The following is a 16501-nucleotide window of genomic DNA, read 5'->3' as shown; positions in this document are numbered from 1 at the left end:
CAATCGCGCGCAGTGCAAATTATTCTATGGATCGATTAGAGGGATGTGCGCGGGGGCTTTCTTGAAGGCTCTTCGCTTGAGCAGCCATCCGACCACTAGGAAGGTGCAGCCGAATAGAGTGACCTTTACCCAGAGAGATTCGATTCCGCTCACAGTGCTGAAGAGCCAAGCTGCCAAAATCCCGGTCAGTATGGAGGTGTGCGCAATGAGTAACCCAAGCAAATCGACCATCTTCCATTCGAGCCACGACAACCGCGCTTCGATTTTCGTAGCGTCTGGCAGCTTGGAAAATTCGTCGTAATTCATCTCGCACCACCATAGGCTTTATGAGACCCGTTGAAGGCGACCCGAATAGTTGTATGGCGGTTAGCTCATGAGCCAATCCTAGTACGAATTCGGGTCTGTGAACATAATGGTTGTCCCTGTCCATCGATAAGAGGCCCCAGAAAGAAATCGAGCCCGGAGCGCGATTGAATTGTGGGTAAGGCCCGCCCGTTCAAGCTTGGCGGGCCGGCGCTCTTCCGCAGTTGCGCAGAGCGCGTACGCCTGCTGCATCAGGCCGCCTGGGCGAACGAGCGCCGCTTCTGGCGGAAGTAGCGCGTGATGTCCGGAAGAGCCATCGCGTTCAGGACCCGGTCGGCAGGGACACCGCCCTTCCGGGCCATCTCGACGCCCCAGTGCATGTGGTCGAGCTCAGGGATGGAGTGGGCGTCCGGATTGATGCTCAGCATGCAGCCGAAGTCGAGGGCGGCCTGGTGCCAGCGCCAGTCCAGGTCGAGGCGCCACGGGTGGGCGTTGATCTCGACCACGACATCATGCTTGGCGCAGGCCCGCAGCACCTTCTCGACGTCGATTTCGTAGCCTAGCCGCCGCTGGAGCTGGCACCCGGTCATGTGGCCGATGATGGTGGTGTGAGGGTTGCAGATGGCCCGAAGCAGGCGCTCGTCTGCGCCTTGCGGTCGAGTTTGAAGCGGGCGTGGATGCTCGCGACCACGAAGTCGAAGCGCTGCAGCACGTCCTCCGCATAGTCCAGCGAGCCGTCGGCCAGAATGTCGGACTCGATGCCTTTGAGGATCCGGAAATCCTTGCCGAAGCGCTTGTTCAACCGGTAGGCGTCCCGGTGCTGCTGCGCGATCTCTTCCTCCGAGAGACCCCCCGCGTAGTGCGCGGACTTGGAGTGATCGGCGACGCCGAAATACTCGAAACCGCGCTGGCGCGTAGCCTTGGCCATGGTCTCCAAGGTCTCGGTGCCATCGGAGGCATCCGTGTGGCAGTGAAGGATTCCCCGCAGATCCTTGTCGCTGACGAGCTTGGGTATCGGCGCCTTCGACATTTCGCATTATCGCCCCATCGAGCGGCCAAATAGCGTCAGAATCGTGCATCCGAAGAATGGAGAGGAGGCCTGGTGGCCCCTAACGGACGAAACTGGCGCCCCTCTCTTCCCTGAACTTATGGAGGAACTTGACGAGATCAAAAGGACCACCCTCTCCGGCCTGGTATTCCGGCGTGACCATGCGCATCGTCAGTCGGCAATCCCGCTACCATGGATTACCCCGCGCAAGGATCTCCGCTATCTACGTAGTGTGGTAAAAACAATTATCACAGAGGCTGGCCTACGTCAGGAGCTTTCTTTTCGGTCCTTCCGACACGGAGGATTTACTGAAGGCGCTAAACGCCAATCTCTCCTCGGAATAAAGGCACGTCGATCGACGGCAGCGCCCACGAATGCGCTGAAAGGATCGCCTATTTTCCCGTCCACAATGGCTTGCGTTTCTCGCTGAACGCTTTCAGCCCTTCCTTGGCGTCCTCGGTCATGGCGAGCAGCGCGATCTGGCTTTCGGTGTAGGCGATGCTCTCGTCGAACGACATCGAGGCGATGGCACGCATCGCGTATTTGCCGCGACGGATCGCGGTCGGCGATTTGTCGACGATGCGGCCGATCAGCCAGTCCACCTTGGCGTCCAGCTCGGCCGTGGGCACGACGTAGTTCAGCAGGCCCGCAGCTTGCGCCGCCTTGGCGTCGAACGGCTCGCCGGTCAGCGCCCATTCGTTGACGAGGCGAGGTGGCGCAATGGACTGCAACAGGCTCAACACCTGCATCGGGAATACACCGACCTTCACCTCCGGCAGGCCGAAGATGACGTGATCGGCGGCGACGGCCATGTCGGTCATGCAGAGCAGGCCCATGCCGCCGGCCATGCAGACGCCACTGAGGCGCGCGATCGCGGGCTTGGTGGCGTTCTGCGACAAGCGCAACAGATCGGCATAGTCGACATTCGGCTTCGAATGATCCATCGCGAAGGCCGCGCCGGAGTTCTGCAGATCCGCGCCGGCACAGAACGCCTTGTCGCCCGCGCCTGTCAGCACGATGATTCGGACATCCTTGTCGTCATGCGCGTCGCGATAGCCGCGCGCGATGCCGGCGATGACCTCGCCATTCAGCGCGTTGCGCTTCTCGGGCCGGTTGATGGTGATCCAGAGCGCCTGCCCGCGCTTCTCGGTGATCACGGCTGTGGTGTCGGTCATCGCACGCTCGCTTCCTTGGCTCTCCGTTTGGCGGCCATTTGCGGCAGCTCGGGCCGAAGGTGCAAGGGCAAACTGCGGCGCGGCGCCGCTTTAGCGCCTCGACACAAAGTTGCCGGCGATCGAAGCGCGTGTGCGGCTCAGGCCGCGACCGCTTTCCTGATCCAGACCTTGTTGTCGTGGAATGCGGCGCCGCCGATCGGCGCGATCGTGTCCGCGCCCGTCAGCATGTTGATGCCGCGGTCACCGATATGGTTCTTGTTGGGATGAACGGACTCCGCGATCAGCACACCGCGCCGCACGCCCTCGAACAGTTTGGCGATCAGCGTGGTCTCGCCGCGGGTGTTGCCGAGCGTCACGGCATCGCCATCGGCGATATCGAGCGCGGCCGCATCCAGGGGATGGATCATCACGCTCGCCTTGCCCTCGCGCGCCTGGGAGGACGGCGTCTCGTTGAAGGTGGTGTTGAGGAAGCTGCGCGACGGGCTGGTGGCAAGCCGGAACGGATGGGCCTGGTCGGAATGCTCGATCACCGCCCAATGGTCCGGCAGCGACGGCATCTTGTCGAAATCGCCCATCTTCTGGCCGAACGGCGGATGCGCCCAATCGGCCTTGAAGTGGAATTTCCCGTCGGCATGGGCAAAGCCGTCGAGATAATGCGACGTGCGGAAGTCCGGCTGCAGGTCGCGCCAGAGATCGGCTTCGAGGCCGGCAATGTCGCCGTGGTCGCTCAGCTTCAGCGTCGCGTCGATCAATTCACGCGGCGTCAGCTCGAACCCCGGATGACTGGCGCCGAGCCGCGGCGCCAGCGCCTGCAGGACCTCGTGGTTGGAGCGGCATTCGCCGGGCGGATCGATCAGCTTCGGGCCGACCGAGATGTGCTGGTGCCCGCCGCCGTAATAGAGATCGTCATGTTCCATGAACATCGTCGCCGGCAGCACGATGTCGGCCATCTCGGCCGTCTCGGTCATGAACTGCTCGTGCACCGCGACGAACAAATCCTCGCGCGCAAAACCCTGCCGGACCAGCGCCTGCTCCGGCGCCACCGTCATCGGGTTTGTGTTCTGGATCAGCAGCGCCTTGACCGCACCCTTGCCGTGCAGCGCCTTGGAATCGCCGGTGAGGATGCGGCCGATCTGCGACTGGTCGAGCGCGCGGATGGCTGGGTCGATGGCGTCGTGACCTTCGATGATGGATTCGTTGAAGTGCCACAGCGCGTAATTGTTGAAGAAGGCCCCGCCGCCTTCATATTGCCAGGCGCCGGTCACCGCGGGAATGCAGTTCGCGGCATGCATCTGCGCCGCGCCGTTGCGCGAGCGGGTGAAGCCGTAGCCGAGCCGGAAGAAGGTCCGCTTGGTCTCGCCGACCAGTTTGGCAAAAGCCTCGATCTCCGCCACCGGCACGCCCGAGATCGCGGACGCCCATTCCGGCGTGCGCGTCTTCAGATGCGCCTCGAGCTCGCCGGGGCAATCGGTGTACTTGTCCATATAGGCGCGATCGGCATGGCCGTCGCGGAACAGGACATGCATCACGCCGCAGGCGAACGCGCCGTCGGTGCCCGGCCGCAGCATGATCTTGATATCCGCCTGCTTCATGGTCTCGTTGTCGTAGATGTCGACGGCCGCGATCTTGGCGCCACGCTCCTTGCGCGCACGGGCGGCGTGCGTCATCACGTTGACTTGCGTGTTGACGGGGTTGGTGCCCCAGATCACCACGAGATCGGAGAGTGCCATCTCGCGCGGATCGACGCCGGCGATCTTGCCGGTGCCGATCGCAAACCCGATGCGCCCGACATTGGCGCAGATGGTCTGATAGAACCGCGAATATTTTTTCACATGCGTGAGGCGGTTGAGGCCGTCGCGCATCACCAGCCCCATCGTGCCGGCGTAATAATAGGGCCAGACCGAGTCCGCGCCGAATTCGCGCTCGGCCTGGTTGAAGCGATCGGCAATCTCGTCCAGCGCCTCGTCCCAGGTGATCCGCGCGAATTGGCCCGAGCCCTTCGGCCCGGTACGGCGCAGCGGATACATCAGCCTTTCAGGATGATGGATGCGCTCGGCATAACGGGCGACCTTGGCGCAGACCACGCCGGCCGTATAGGTCTGCTTTTTCGAACCGCGGACACGACCGATGCTGCGTCCCTCGACCACCTCGATGTCGAGGGCACAGGCCGACGGGCAATCATGCGGACAGGTCGAATGGCGGATTTCGATCTTGGCGTGCTGGTTCATGTCCAATTTGGTAACACCAAAATACCTGTCAGCCGAGGGTATTTATCCGGCAACGCCCATGCGATTTGCTCAAATCACGCGCCGCCGGTTCCTGCCGCGACCGCGAAGAGCGGCGCCGCCACACCGAAGCCGCAGGATATTCCAGGCCGCATCGGCCCTGTGAGGCGTCGACAGTCCGCCTCCCCTGCCGCTACAGTGCCGGCCAACAAGAACGACATCAGGGAGGTGGGTGTGACGGCCCGACAATTCATGCTGGCGCTGGCCGCCGGCCTGCTCAGCGCCTTCTCCGCGGCCCCCTCCCTGGCGCAAGACTATCCCAATCACGCGGTCCGGATCGTCGTGCCCTTCGGCGCCGGCGGGCCGGCCGATGTCGCGGCCCGGCAGATCGGCAATGCGCTTCAGGAGAGTTTTGGCCAGCCCTTCGTGATCGAGAACCGCACCGGCGCGGGCGGGGTCATCGGCACGGTCGAGGCGGCGAAGTCGCCCGCCGACGGCTACACGCTGTTGATGATGTCCAACACCCAAACCGCGAACGAATCGCTGCTGACGCCGGACAAACGCAAATACGAGCTGATGCGCGACCTCGCGCCGATCGCACCGGTGAACGCTTCCGATCTCGTCATCGTGGTGAACCCGCAAGTCGCAGCGAAGACGCTGCAGGAGTTCGTCGCGCTCGCCAAGTCGCAGCCGGGCAAATTGAACTACGCCTCCTCCGGCCAGGGCACGCCCTACCACATGGCCGGCGAGCTGTTCAAAGCCATGGCCGGCATCGACCTCGTCCACGTCCCTTACCGCAACAGTGGCGAGGCGCGCAGCGGCGTGATCGGCGGGCAGGTGCAGATGATGATCGACGCGGTGCCGGCGATGGCGCCGAACATCGGCGAGAGCCAGGTCCGCGCGCTCGCGATCACCGGCAAGCAGCGCTCGGCGGTGCTGCCGAACGTGCCGACAGCGATCGAAGCGGGCGTAGCAGGCTATGAAGCCACGATCTGGCTCGGCCTGATGGCGCCGGCCGGCACGCCGAAACCTGTGATCGACAAGCTCAATGCCGCCGTGAACGCAATGGTGAAGCGACCCGACATCGTTAAGCTCTGGACTGCGCAGGGCGCGATGCCGATGTCGATGACGCCGGAGGAATTCGACCAATTCCTGCGCGGCGACATCGAAAAATGGGCCGAAATCGTCAAGAAGTTCGACAAGTCCTGAAGCCGTAGAGCGACAATGCCCACCATTCAATTCCAGCTCAACGGCACGGCGGCGGCTGTGGATGCCGATCCGGATCAGACGCTGCTCGACGTGCTGCGCGCCCGCCTCGGCGTCACAAGTCCGCATTTCGGCTGCGGGGCCGGCGAGTGCGGCGCCTGCCATGTCATGGTCGACGACCGCGCGATGGCCTCCTGCGACATGCCGATGTGGTCGGTCGCAGACAAGGAGGTCGTCACGGTGGAAGGCCTCGGCACAGCGGAGCAACCGCATCCGCTGCAACGCGCCCTTATCGCCGAACAGGCGATGCAATGCGGCTATTGCGTCTCGGGGATCCTGATCAGCGCGGCGGCGCTGCTGAAGCGCAATCCGTCGCCGACGGAGGCTGAGGTCAAAACCGCGCTTGATCGCAATCTGTGCCGCTGCGGATCGCACAACCGCATGGTCCGGGCCGTGCTGCGCGCGGCCTCGGAGATGGCGACATCATGAGTGCGCCGTCCCCTGCCCCGACACTGCCGGTCAGCCTTGCGGCCAATCCAAAGCTGTCATCCTGGGTGAAGCTCATCGGCGATGGCCGTGTCGCGATCTCGCCCGGCAAGGTCGAGATCGGCCAGGGCATCGTCACGGCCCTGGCGCAGATCGCAGCGGACGAGCTCGACGTCGATATTGGCCGCATCGAGATGATCCGCGCCTCCACGGCGGCCAGCCCGAACGAGGGCGTCACCTCGGGCAGCCTATCGGTCCAGCAGTCCGGCCGCGCGCTGCGCCACGCCTGTGCCGAGGTGCGCCAGCGCTTCCTCGCCGCGGCATCCGAACGTCTCGGTGTCGATGCGTCGCTGCTCGAGATCCAGGACGGCACGATCTCGGGCCCCGGCAATGTCAGGACCAGCTATTGGGAGTTGGCCGGCGACGTCTCGCTCGACCACGACGCCATTGCGGGCGCGAAGGCGAAGATTGTCGCCAAACGCACTGTGGCCGGACATTCGGTCCAGCGCGTCGACATTCCCGACAAGGTGTTCGCACGGCCGCGCTTTATTCATGACTGTCCGCTGCCGGACTTGCTGCACGGACGCGTGCTGCGGCCGGACATCTCGGGCGCCAGGCTGATCGCGCTCGACAAGAGCGCGACGCGAGCCGTTCCCGGCCTCGTCGCGATCGTCCGCGACGGCAGCTTTTCCGGGGTGGTTGCCGACAGCGAGGCAGCGGCGGAAACCGCGCTGAAGGCCTTGCGCAAGGGCGCGACATGGTCGGCCGGTGAGCCGTTGCCCGACGAAGATGATCTGGCCGGGTTTCTGAAGAGCCAACCGGTCGAAACGACCATCATTGATACCAGGGCCGTAGCAGCGACCGATAAAGCTGCTCACACCCTCCGCCGGCAATACATCCGTCCCTACATCGCGCATGCCTCGATCGCCCCGTCCTGTGCGATGGCACAATGGGACGGTGATCGCGTCCATGTCTGGACGCACAGCCAGGGCGTTTATCTGCTGCGCGCCGACCTCGCGATCGTGCTCAAGCTGCCGGCAGAAAACATCGTCGTCGAGCACATGGAGGGCGCGGGTTGCTACGGTCACAATGCCGCCGACGATGTCGCGCTCGATGCCGTGCTGCTGGCGAAAGCGGCCGGCGGCCGTCCGGTGCGGGTGCAGTGGTCGCGCCACGACGAGATGTCCCATGCGCCGTTCGGCGCGGCGATGGCGATCGAGATCGAGGCCGATCTCGATGCGGACAACGAGATCGTCGGTTGGCGCCATGCGATCTGGAGCAACGGCCACGCGGCGCGGCCCGGGCGCGCGGCCCAGCCTGCGCTGCTTGCCGCAACCGAGATCGCGAATCCCTGGCCGCGCATGATCTCGACCAATCCGCCCGCAACCAATGGCGGTGGCGGCGACCGCAACTCCGTTCCGCTCTACGACCTCAAGGCCTGGACGATCACGAGCCATCGGCTGCTGACCATGCCGGTGCGGACCTCGGCGCTGCGAACACTCGGCGGACAAGGCAATGTCTTCGCCATCGAGTCCCTGCTCGACGAGATCGCAGCCCTGCGCGGCGAAGACCCGATCGCGTTCCGCTTGCGTCATCTGCGCGACGAGCGCGCGAAGGACGTCATCCGGGCCGCGGCACGCCGCGCGCAGTGGAAACCGCAGAAGCAGGCCGGCATCGGTCATGGCGTCGGCTTCGCCCGCTACAAGAACACGGGGGCCTATTGTGCCGCGATTGCGGAGATCGAGGGCACCGATGACATCCGCGTCAAGCGGCTGACGCTGGCGGTCGATGTCGGCGAGGCCATCAACCCGGACGGCGTCATCAACCAGATCGAGGGCGGCGCGATCCAGGCGACGAGCTGGGTGCTGAAGGAACGCGTCCGCTTCGACCGAACGCGCATCACATCGACGTCTTGGACCGACTATCCGATCCTCACCTTCAGCGAGGTGCCAATGGTGGATGTCGAGATCGTTCAGCGGCCGGAGATCGAGCCGGTCGGCGCCGGCGAGGCCGCCCACGGCCCGGTGACGGCCGCGATCGCGAATGCCGTTTACGATTGCCTCGGCGTGCGGGTGCGCGACCTGCCGATCACCCGCGACAAGATCATTGCAGCCATGGAGCTGGCATCGTGACGACGGTGACCATTTTGAGCGGAGGCGCGGCACAAGGCCTGGTGCGCGGCCTCAGTGATCTCTTCAAGACACAGACCGGCTTCGGCATCGACGGCGAGTTCGGCGCCGTCGGCATCATGGCCGACAAGCTGCGGGCGGGAACGGCGGCCGATCTGGTGATCCTGACGCAGGCGCTGCTTGCAAAGCTTGCCGCGGAGAAGCTCGTCACCCCCTCCTCGATCTCGGATGTCGGGCGGGTCGAGACCGCGCTGGCGGTCCGCAGCCGCGATCCCAAGGTGACCGTGACGACTGAGGCTGACCTGCGCGAGGTGCTGCGCAGCGCCGACGCGATCTACGTCCCGGACACGAAAGCCTCGACGGCGGGGCAGCACGTCGCAAAGGTGCTGGATCAGCTCGGCATCGCTTACGAGGTCGCGTCGCGCCTCCAGATTTTTCCGAACGGCGCGACCGCGATGCGGGAGCTTGCGGCGTCCACCGCCGCCCATCCCATCGGCTGCACGCAAGCGACCGAGATCATCGCAACCGACGGCATCGCGCTGTCAGGAGCGCTGCCGCCGGGTTGCGAGCTCGTGACGATGTACACGGCCGGGGTGACCACGCGAGCCGCACATCCGCAAGAAGCGGCCGCGCTGATCGCGTTGCTGACCGGCGCAGACCGCAAGGATCTACGCCAGCGCGCAGGCTTCACCGGCTAGATAACCGCTCTATGTGTGCAACTGGGTGAGGCCGGTCGGCGGACCGTCGACTGCGGTCCAGCCGCCATCGACGAACAGCGTGCTGCCGCTGACATAGCTCGCGGCGTCCGAGGCGAGATAGGCGACGGCTGTCGCGACCTCGTCGGCGCTGCTCCAGCGGTTGAACACGGTGTGGCCGGCGTAGAGATTGTAGATGTCGGGACGCTGCTTGAACGGGCCGGTCAGCGCGGTCTCGGCGATGCTCGGCGCGATCGCGTTGACGCGCACGCCGGAGCGTCCAACCTCCGACGCAAAGCCCTTCACCAGCAGGCCGATCGCGGCCTTGGTCGAGCCGTAGACGCCGAGGCCCGGCTCGATGGTCACCGCCCGCACCGAGGAGCAGGCGATGATGCTGCCACCCTTCTGCTCGACCATGATGCGGCCGAAGGCCTGGAAGAACCAGACCGTGCCCTTGATGTTGAGATTGAGGACGCGGTCGAGATCCTCCTCGGTGTAGTCGAGGATGGTCTTGCGGATGTTGAGCCCGGGTGTCGTCACCGCGATGTCGAGCCGCGAGAATTTCTGCATCACGGTCTTGGCCAGCGCATTGACGTCTGCAGCGTTAGCCGCGTCGCACGCAGCTGCCTCGGCCCAGCCGCCCTTCTCGCGAATGCCAGCGGCGGTTGCTTCGGCGACGTCGAGCGCGCGATCGGCGCAGATGACACGGGCGCCGAGCGCGGCCAGCGCCTCGGCCGACGACTTGCCGATCCCGGAGGCGGCGCCGAGCACCACGGCCGACTTGCCGGTGAGATCGAAGAGCTTGCGATAGTCAGTCACGGGTAGATTCTCCTGTATTGCTGCTATCCCTTGTAGCCCATCAGCAGGCGGGGCAGCCACAGCGAGAAGGCGGGGACGTAGGTCACGAACATCAGAGCTGCGATCAGGGCGGCGTAGAAAGGAAGGATGGTGCGCATTACCGCACCCACGGAGATGCCACCGATGGCGCAGCCCACGAACTGCGTGGTTCCGACCGGCGGAGTGTTCAGCCCGAGCGCGCAGTTGATCAGCATCAGCATGCCGAACTGCACCGGATCCATGCCCGCCTTCATCGCGATCGGCAGGAAGATGGGCGTGCAGATCAGGATGGTCGCAGCCATGTCCATGAACGTGCCGAGCACGAACAGGATGACGTTGATGAGCAGGAAGATGACCCAGGGTTGCGTCGAGACCTTGCTCATCATCTCGCCGGCGAAATCGGCGACCTCGTAGAGCCCCATCAGATACTGGAACATGGTAGAGACGCCGATCAGCAGCAGTACCACCCCCGTCGTCTTCACCGCCTTGGCCGCGGCGCGCAGGAAGTTCGGCCAGGTCATCGTGCGATAGATGAAGAACGTCAGCAAGATCGTATAGGTGACCGCGACGGCTGCGGATTCGGTTGCGGTGAACACGCCGGACAAGATACCCGCCAGGATGATGCCGATGATCAGAAGGCCGGGCAGAGCGGCCGCGAGCGAGCGAAAAACTGCGGGCCAGCCCGGGAACTTGCCGGCCGGATAGCCGCGCTTCACCGCGACCGCGTAAGCGGCAACCAGCATGCACACCATCAGCACCAGCGCAGGCAGGAGACCGGCGGCGATCAGCGCGCCGATCGAGACCTTGCCGCCGGCGGCGAGCGCATAGATGATCATGTTGTGACTGGTCGGCATCAAGGCTCCGACCAGCGACGCATGGGTGGTGACGTTGACGGCGTAGTCGGTGTCGAAACCTTCCTTCTTCATCATGGGGATCATCACCGCCCCCATCGCCGACACGTCGGCCACGGGCGAGCCGGACACGCCGCCGAACAGCGTGCAGGCGACCACGTTCGACATGCCGAGCCCGCCGCGGATGTGTCCGACGAGATTCTTGGCGAGTTGCACGATCTTGTCGGCGACGCCGCCATGCAGCATCAGCTCACCGCTGAAGACGAAGAACGGGATAGCGAGGAAGGAGAAGATGTTCATCCCCGACATCATCTGCTGGAAGATGACCGCGACCGGCAGGCCTTCGTAGAGGATGGTGCAAATCGCCGACAGGCCGATCGCGAAGGCGACGGGGACGCCGAGGACCAGGAAGCCGAAGAAAGTGGCGCCGAGAATGATCAGTTCCATGAGGGGACGACTTCTTCGCCGCGCAGGAGAGCGATAATGTGCTCGATTGAAAAGGAGACGATCAGGACGCCGGAGGCGATCAGCGGCACGTAGCGGATGACCTCAGGCAGGCCGAGATTGGGGATCTTCACGGTTCCGACCGAGGCTCCGAGGATCCAGCCGTTATAGGCCATCGCGAGGCCGAAGCCGGCCACCAGGACGTGGATGACAATCTCGATCTTCTCTCGCGCGTGATCCGGCAGCATCACCAGCAAACTGTCCATGCCGATATGCCCGGCATCGCGCACGCCGACGGCAGCGCCGATCAGCGTGACATAGAGGATCAGAACCAATGCTAGGTTCTCCGTCCAGGTCGGGCTGGAATTGAGCACATAACGTCCGAACACCTGGTAGAAGACGATGGTGACGATCACGAGCAGCCCGGTCACCGACAGATACATGCCCAGCCGAGCGACAGGAGCATTGATCCGGGACAGCAAGCCGGTGGACGGGCGTCCGGCTACGTCCAGTTCGTGGTCTGCGACGTGAGGGTCTGTCATCCAAGTCTCCTTGCAAGTCTCCTTGCGCGCCTCCAACGCGTCGGTCCGGTGTCGCCAATCGGCGACGCCGGACCGACGCAATGGTCTTACTTCGTGTCCTGGATACGCTTGACGAGGCCCTTCAGCTTCTCGTCACCTGCGAACTTGTCGTACACCGGCTTCATCGCGTCGACGAACTCCGCCTTGTTGGCGATCGTCACGACCTGAACGCCGGCCGCTTCGACGGTCTTGCGGGACGCCTGCTCACGCTCGTCCCAGAGCTTGCGCATGACCGGAACCGATTCCTTCGCCGCCTTGCGGACCATCGCCTGGTCCTCCTTGCTCAGCGTGTCCCAGACCGTCTTCGACATCACGAGAACTTCGGGCGCCAGGGAGTGTTCGGTGATGTTGTAGAACTTGGCGGCCTCGAAGTGGCGCGAGGACTCGTAAGACGGCCAGTTGTTCTCGGCAGCGTCCACCAGACCGGTCTTCAGAGCGGTATAGACCTCGCCATAGGGCATCGGCGTCGGATTGGCCCCGAGGCTCTGGATCATGCCGACCCACAGATCGGATTGCTGGACGCGAATCTTCAGACCCTTGAGGTCCGCGAGCGACTTGATCGGTGCCTTGACGGTGTAAATGGACCGGGCGCCGCTGTCATAATAGGCGAGGCCGACCAGGCCGGCGGGCGCCATGGCCGCCAGGATCTCGTCGCCGATCGGCCCGTCAAGGACGGTGCGCATGTGCTGCGTGTCCCGGAAGATGAAGGGCAGGCACAACGCGATGGTTTCCGGCACGAAGTTGTTCAAGGGCGATGCGTTGATCCGCATCATGTCGAGTGCACCGATCTTGAGCTGCTCGATGGTGTCCTTCTCGGAGCCCAAGGCACCGTTGGGAAACACTTTCACTCCGAGCTTGCCGCCGCTCGCCGCGGCGAGCTGCTTGCCCATGAACTTGACGGCCTCGACGGTCGGATAATCGGCGGGGTGGATGTCGGCGGAACGGAAATCGCGTGCGGTCGCCAAGGGGGCTGAGACCGCCAGCAGAGCGGCTGCGATGATGCCGGTGAGTATCTTCATCTGGGCTTCCTCCTGAGTTGATTATGTCGTTGGGCAGATGCTGCGGGCCGCCTTGGGTCGCTCCACTTCCGGTGTGAAGTCAAGCGCCATCGTCGTCCCTAGGGCGCGCGGCATTCTCTGTCCAAGCCAAATCCGGCATCGATCAATGCTAGAGTTGCATCGATGGATCAAACCGGGGTTTGGGCAGACAGCCGGCTCATCGTCCAGTTTTTCCGAAATCATCTGCCGTCTGGCACGGGAAGCGTTCATGCGCGTTGCTTGACGACGCCGGTGCGGCCCCCTCAAGATGCAGCGAAACGAAACGAACCATCCCGAGGAATGCCCATGCCGCGGAAGCTGATCGACATCTCCGTGCCGCTCAGAAACGACGTGACGGCGGATCCGCCGGGCAATCACCCGGCGATCCAGTACATCGATCACCAGCAGGGCCTGCCGCGGATGCTGCGGTTCTTCGACGGCCTCACGGCACAGGACCTGCCGGACGGCCAGGGCTGGGCCGTCGAGCAGGTCTCGCTGTCGACCCATAACGGCACGCATCTCGATGCGCCCTGGCACTTCCATCCAACCATGAATCGCGGCGAACGGTCATGGACGATCGACGAAGTGCCGCTGGAATGGTGCTTTCAGCCCGGCGTGAAGCTCGACTTCCGGCATCTCCCCGATGGCTATGTCGCGAGCGCGGACGACGTCGAGAAGGAGTTGAGGCGGATCGGGCATGCGCTGTCGCCGCTGGAGATCGTCGTCGTCAACACCGGCGCCGGCGCCAAGTTCGGCCAAGCCGACTATGTCAACTCAGGCTGCGGCATGGGCTATGAGGCCACCATGTATCTGCTCGAACGCGGCGTGCGGCTGACCGGCACCGACGGCTGGAGCTGGGACGCGCCGTTCGTCCACACCGCGAAGAAATATGCCGAAACGAAAGATGCCGGCCTGATCTGGGAGGGCCACAAGGCGGGGCGGCACATCGGCTATTGCCATCTCGAGAAGCTGCACAATCTCGATCAGCTGCCTTCGACCGGGTTCACCGTCTCGTGCTTTCCAGTGAAAATCGAGCGGGCCTCCGCGGGCTGGACCCGCGCCGTCGCGATCATCGACAGCTAGCTGTCGAGCCCGCTCTCGGCGAGTTCGCGCAAGGCATCAATGTCGAGCACGACAATGGCGCCGTGCTCGAGGCGAACCCAGTTGCGGCCCGCCCAGGCGCGCAATTGCTTGTTGATGCTCTCGCGTGTCATCCCCACCATCTCGCTGATCTCCTGCTGCGTGATGACAAGCGTGCCGCTGCCGGAGTCGAACTTGCGCTCTTCGGTGAGGCCGAGCAGTGCGCTCGCGAGCCGGCCCGGCAGATTTTGCAGGATCACCTGCTCGACCTGCTGGCTGGTCCAGCGCAGGCGCGCGCAGAGCAGCTCGATGAATTTCATTGCGAGCGCCGGCTGGCTCTTCACGAACGGCAGGAAGTCCCGGCGATCGATGATGTAGAGCTCGCAATTGGTGTTGGCGGTCGCATCGGCCGACCTGGGGGCGCCGTCGAGCACCGCGATTTCGCCGAAGATCTCTCCAGGACCGATCAGATTGAGAATAGCGTTGCGGCCGTCAGGCGACGAAGAGGAAATCTTCACCGTCCCTGTGATCACCGCGAACAGATTGTTGCCGGGATCGCCCTTGGCGGCGATCGTCGCGCCGCGCTTCACCGTGGTGTGCTTGGCGTAACGGCAGAGCTGATCCAGCGCCTCCGGCTCCAGATCCGCAAAGATCGGGTGCTTGCGCAGGACCGATAATTTATTCCCCGCCGCTTGTCGGGGGTCGTCGCCGGTCTTGTCCTGAGGCACGCCACTGGGCTCCTAAGACTGCGAGGCACTGGGGTCCCTGCGTAGTCAGTGTAGCCCAGTTTTTCAACCGGAAAGCATGCGCCCCCATTTGAGGCAAACGCGGCGAAAATGCCGCGGTCAGGCGCGAAGCCGGCAGCCGAAGGATGAGCCAATGCGTCCCAGTCGATGCAGAGTTGCAAGCGCCGCAAGCCGCCTTGCGTTGAGGCGCTGCCAACCATCCCGAACTCGCACGGCATAGCCCGCGCCGCGGGTGCCGCAAAATGCGACCGTGATCTCAGGAGCTTCGAGGCTTGACGTCCGACTCGGGCCCGCTTGCGCTGGTCTGCCGGTCTGCCCAGACCAATGCCCCGGCGAATGTGACAAAGATTGCCACGACTATGATGCTCATAAGCAACGCGTCAGCCGGCATGATGCCCTCCCCTGTGGTTTCAGGCATTATTCGGGGCACGCGGCCGAACGCATTGATCCCGATCAAAATTGAGCCGCGCTACATCGGAATCAGGCTGCGGCCAGAGCCTCGACCTTCGCCGGATCGAGCAGGCTGATCCCGCCATGAATGATCTCGATCACGCCGTGGCGCTCCAGCTTGGTGAAGGTGCGGCTGACGGTCTCGATGGTCAGGCCGAGGTAGTCGGCGATGTCCTGGCGGCTCATTGGAAGCGGAACCGTGTCCGACGCCCCCTTCAGCGAGACCAGCCGTTCGCGCCAGCCGAGCAGAAAGGCCGCAACCTTTTCGTCCGCCGAACGGCGGCCGAGCAGGACCATGTGGTCCCGGGCCTGGTTCAGCTCGCGAATTGCCAGTTCGTTGATCCGCCTGAGGAGGTGCAGCCGGTCCTCGATGAAACGGCCGAAGGGTGCCTTAGCGAACTGGCATACGGTCACCGCACCGATCGCATCGGCCGAAAAATTGTGCCTGCCCGAAACATTCATCCCCAGGAAATCGCCGGGCAAGGCAAAGCCGACGATCTGCCGGCGGCCATCGGTCAGCAGCTTGTACAGCCGCATGACGCCCTCGACGAGATTGTAGAACGAGGTCGTGATGTCCTCCTCGGAGAACACAGTCTCGCCTGAGGAAAAATGGACGCGCCGACCGAGATGCTCGAATTCCCGAAGCTCGACCGCATCCAACGACGAACAAACCGCCGATGCGCGGACGGCGCAATCGCTGCAGAGCTGCCAGTTCGGCTCAATCGTGACTACGGGCTTCATCGACCGCTCCAAGCGCCGGCTGCCCATCAGGCCCATTCCGCCGCGCGGCTGCATTTTACTGCACTGCGCCAAAGCCGGTTGACCCAGATCAATTTTGGAGGGAATCCCCGCCCTATTCTTCTCCCAGACTTAAACGGGGTCACTTTACATGCTGCAAGGAACGCTGCGTCACGGGTTGATCGGGTTGCTTCTGATGACGCCTGCCCTGGCGGCCCCGACCGCCGAACAACGCGGCAAGGCCTTCGCGCGAGCCAATTGCGCGCGCTGCCACGCGATCGACCGTGCGTCGAACAGTCCGCTCAAGGTCGCACCGCCGCTGCGGACTTTGCACCAGCGTTATCCCATCGAGAGCCTTGGGGAGGCTCTGGCCGAGGGCATCAACACCGGCCACGCCGACATGCCGGCCTTCGAGCTCAGTCCGGACCAGATCTACGATCTGCTGTCCTACCTCAAGACCCTGGAATAGC

At 63.9% G+C, this 16501-nt stretch carries 15 protein-coding genes and 1 pseudogene; 6 read left to right on the top strand and 10 right to left on the bottom strand.

Going from position 1 to position 16501, the window contains the following annotated elements; all coding sequences use genetic code 11:
• Nucleotides 1-24: 24 nt before the first annotated feature.
• The 4 genes and pseudogenes from ABIC03_RS10515 to ABIC03_RS10500 form a co-directional block, all read right to left on the bottom strand.
• The gene (locus ABIC03_RS10515) at nucleotides 25-306 is read right to left on the bottom strand and encodes a hypothetical protein (RefSeq protein ID WP_354057817.1); all 282 of its coding nucleotides are present in this window, start codon (nucleotides 304-306) and stop codon (nucleotides 25-27) included.
• Nucleotides 307-554: 248 nt separating this feature from the next.
• Nucleotides 555-1327 (bottom strand): annotated as a pseudogene (locus tag ABIC03_RS10510) (PHP domain-containing protein); the annotation flags it as partial.
• 416 nt (nucleotides 1328-1743) lie between these two features.
• Complete coding sequence (locus ABIC03_RS10505) at nucleotides 1744-2526, bottom strand: enoyl-CoA hydratase/isomerase family protein (protein WP_354057815.1); 783 nt, start codon at nucleotides 2524-2526, stop codon at nucleotides 1744-1746.
• A 137-nt stretch (nucleotides 2527-2663) separates the two neighbouring features.
• The gene (locus ABIC03_RS10500) at nucleotides 2664-4754 is read right to left on the bottom strand and encodes a molybdopterin-dependent oxidoreductase (RefSeq protein WP_354057813.1); all 2091 of its coding nucleotides are present in this window, start codon (nucleotides 4752-4754) and stop codon (nucleotides 2664-2666) included.
• 249 nt (nucleotides 4755-5003) lie between these two features.
• On the opposite strand from ABIC03_RS10500, the gene ABIC03_RS10495 reads away from it, so the two are divergent.
• The 4 genes from ABIC03_RS10495 to ABIC03_RS10480 are packed head-to-tail and all read left to right on the top strand — an operon-like array spanning nucleotide 5004 to nucleotide 9270.
• Complete coding sequence (locus ABIC03_RS10495) at nucleotides 5004-5960, top strand: Bug family tripartite tricarboxylate transporter substrate binding protein (RefSeq protein ID WP_354059607.1); 957 nt, start codon at nucleotides 5004-5006, stop codon at nucleotides 5958-5960.
• Nucleotides 5961-5975: 15 nt separating this feature from the next.
• Nucleotides 5976-6446, top strand: coding sequence for a (2Fe-2S)-binding protein (locus tag ABIC03_RS10490; RefSeq protein ID WP_354057811.1), 471 nt, complete (start codon nucleotides 5976-5978; stop codon nucleotides 6444-6446).
• Nucleotides 6443-8575, top strand: coding sequence for a xanthine dehydrogenase family protein molybdopterin-binding subunit (locus ABIC03_RS10485; protein ID WP_354057809.1), 2133 nt, complete (start codon nucleotides 6443-6445; stop codon nucleotides 8573-8575). The genes ABIC03_RS10490 and ABIC03_RS10485 overlap by 4 nt, the downstream gene beginning before the upstream one ends.
• A complete protein-coding gene (locus tag ABIC03_RS10480) occupies nucleotides 8572-9270 on the top strand; it encodes a molybdate ABC transporter substrate-binding protein (protein ID WP_354057807.1) in 699 nt (232 codons plus the stop codon). Before ABIC03_RS10485 ends, ABIC03_RS10480 begins: the two co-directional genes overlap by 4 nt.
• Before the next feature lie 9 nt (nucleotides 9271-9279).
• Here ABIC03_RS10480 and ABIC03_RS10475 read toward each other — a convergent pair whose 3' ends face one another.
• The 4 genes from ABIC03_RS10475 to ABIC03_RS10460 all read right to left on the bottom strand — a co-directional run bounded on the left by ABIC03_RS10475 (nucleotide 9280) and on the right by ABIC03_RS10460 (nucleotide 12999).
• Nucleotides 9280-10086 (bottom strand): SDR family NAD(P)-dependent oxidoreductase, encoded by an 807-nt coding sequence (locus ABIC03_RS10475; protein WP_354057805.1) that lies wholly within the window; start codon nucleotides 10084-10086, stop codon nucleotides 9280-9282.
• A 23-nt stretch (nucleotides 10087-10109) separates the two neighbouring features.
• Nucleotides 10110-11402, bottom strand: a complete 1293-nt coding sequence (locus ABIC03_RS10470) for a TRAP transporter large permease (protein WP_354057803.1) — start codon at nucleotides 11400-11402, stop codon at nucleotides 10110-10112.
• Complete coding sequence (locus ABIC03_RS10465; protein ID WP_354057801.1) at nucleotides 11393-11941, bottom strand: TRAP transporter small permease; 549 nt, start codon at nucleotides 11939-11941, stop codon at nucleotides 11393-11395. The genes ABIC03_RS10470 and ABIC03_RS10465 overlap by 10 nt, the downstream gene beginning before the upstream one ends.
• A gap of 86 nt (nucleotides 11942-12027) precedes the next feature.
• Entirely contained in the window at nucleotides 12028-12999 is a 972-nt protein-coding gene (locus tag ABIC03_RS10460) for a TRAP transporter substrate-binding protein (RefSeq protein ID WP_354057799.1), read from the bottom strand.
• 324 nt (nucleotides 13000-13323) lie between these two features.
• Here ABIC03_RS10460 and ABIC03_RS10455 point away from each other — a divergent pair, with 324 nt between their 5' ends.
• A complete protein-coding gene (locus tag ABIC03_RS10455; RefSeq protein WP_354057797.1) occupies nucleotides 13324-14100 on the top strand; it encodes a cyclase family protein in 777 nt (258 codons plus the stop codon).
• Here the strand turns inward: ABIC03_RS10455 and ABIC03_RS10450 are convergent.
• Both ABIC03_RS10450 and ABIC03_RS10445 read right to left on the bottom strand, forming a co-directional pair.
• Nucleotides 14097-14825, bottom strand: a complete 729-nt coding sequence (locus tag ABIC03_RS10450; protein WP_275169828.1) for a Crp/Fnr family transcriptional regulator — start codon at nucleotides 14823-14825, stop codon at nucleotides 14097-14099. The two genes, ABIC03_RS10455 and ABIC03_RS10450, sit on opposite strands and share 4 nt — an antisense overlap.
• Nucleotides 14826-15323: 498 nt before the next feature.
• The gene (locus ABIC03_RS10445; RefSeq protein WP_275169827.1) at nucleotides 15324-16034 is read right to left on the bottom strand and encodes a helix-turn-helix domain-containing protein; all 711 of its coding nucleotides are present in this window, start codon (nucleotides 16032-16034) and stop codon (nucleotides 15324-15326) included.
• Nucleotides 16035-16182: 148 nt separating this feature from the next.
• On the opposite strand from ABIC03_RS10445, the gene ABIC03_RS10440 reads away from it, so the two are divergent.
• Nucleotides 16183-16500: a c-type cytochrome gene (locus tag ABIC03_RS10440; RefSeq protein ID WP_354057795.1), complete on the top strand. Its 318-nt coding sequence runs from the start codon at nucleotides 16183-16185 to the stop codon at nucleotides 16498-16500.
• Nucleotide 16501: the final 1 nt, after the last annotated feature.

It is taken from the genome of Bradyrhizobium sp. RT6a (assembly GCF_040547675.1).
In the GTDB taxonomy this organism is placed as follows: Bacteria; Pseudomonadota; Alphaproteobacteria; order Rhizobiales; family Xanthobacteraceae; genus Bradyrhizobium.
The sequence above is the reverse complement of the archived record's forward strand: the minus strand, read 5'-3'. Positions and strand labels throughout refer to the sequence as shown.

Coding starts and splice junctions, on each gene's coding strand:
- ABIC03_RS10515 (WP_354057817.1), bottom strand. CDS start 306: ATGAATTACGACGAATTTTCCAAGCTGCCAGACGCTACGAAAATCGAA.
- ABIC03_RS10505 (WP_354057815.1), bottom strand. CDS start 2,526: ATGACCGACACCACAGCCGTGATCACCGAGAAGCGCGGGCAGGCGCTC.
- ABIC03_RS10500 (WP_354057813.1), bottom strand. CDS start 4,754: ATGAACCAGCACGCCAAGATCGAAATCCGCCATTCGACCTGTCCGCAT.
- ABIC03_RS10495 (WP_354059607.1), top strand. CDS start 5,004: ATGCTGGCGCTGGCCGCCGGCCTGCTCAGCGCCTTCTCCGCGGCCCCC.
- ABIC03_RS10490 (WP_354057811.1), top strand. CDS start 5,976: ATGCCCACCATTCAATTCCAGCTCAACGGCACGGCGGCGGCTGTGGAT.
- ABIC03_RS10485 (WP_354057809.1), top strand. CDS start 6,443: ATGAGTGCGCCGTCCCCTGCCCCGACACTGCCGGTCAGCCTTGCGGCC.
- ABIC03_RS10470 (WP_354057803.1), bottom strand. CDS start 11,402: ATGGAACTGATCATTCTCGGCGCCACTTTCTTCGGCTTCCTGGTCCTC.
- ABIC03_RS10465 (WP_354057801.1), bottom strand. CDS start 11,941: ATGACAGACCCTCACGTCGCAGACCACGAACTGGACGTAGCCGGACGC.
- ABIC03_RS10460 (WP_354057799.1), bottom strand. CDS start 12,999: ATGAAGATACTCACCGGCATCATCGCAGCCGCTCTGCTGGCGGTCTCA.
- ABIC03_RS10455 (WP_354057797.1), top strand. CDS start 13,324: ATGCCGCGGAAGCTGATCGACATCTCCGTGCCGCTCAGAAACGACGTG.
- ABIC03_RS10445 (WP_275169827.1), bottom strand. CDS start 16,034: ATGAAGCCCGTAGTCACGATTGAGCCGAACTGGCAGCTCTGCAGCGAT.
- ABIC03_RS10440 (WP_354057795.1), top strand. CDS start 16,183: ATGCTGCAAGGAACGCTGCGTCACGGGTTGATCGGGTTGCTTCTGATG.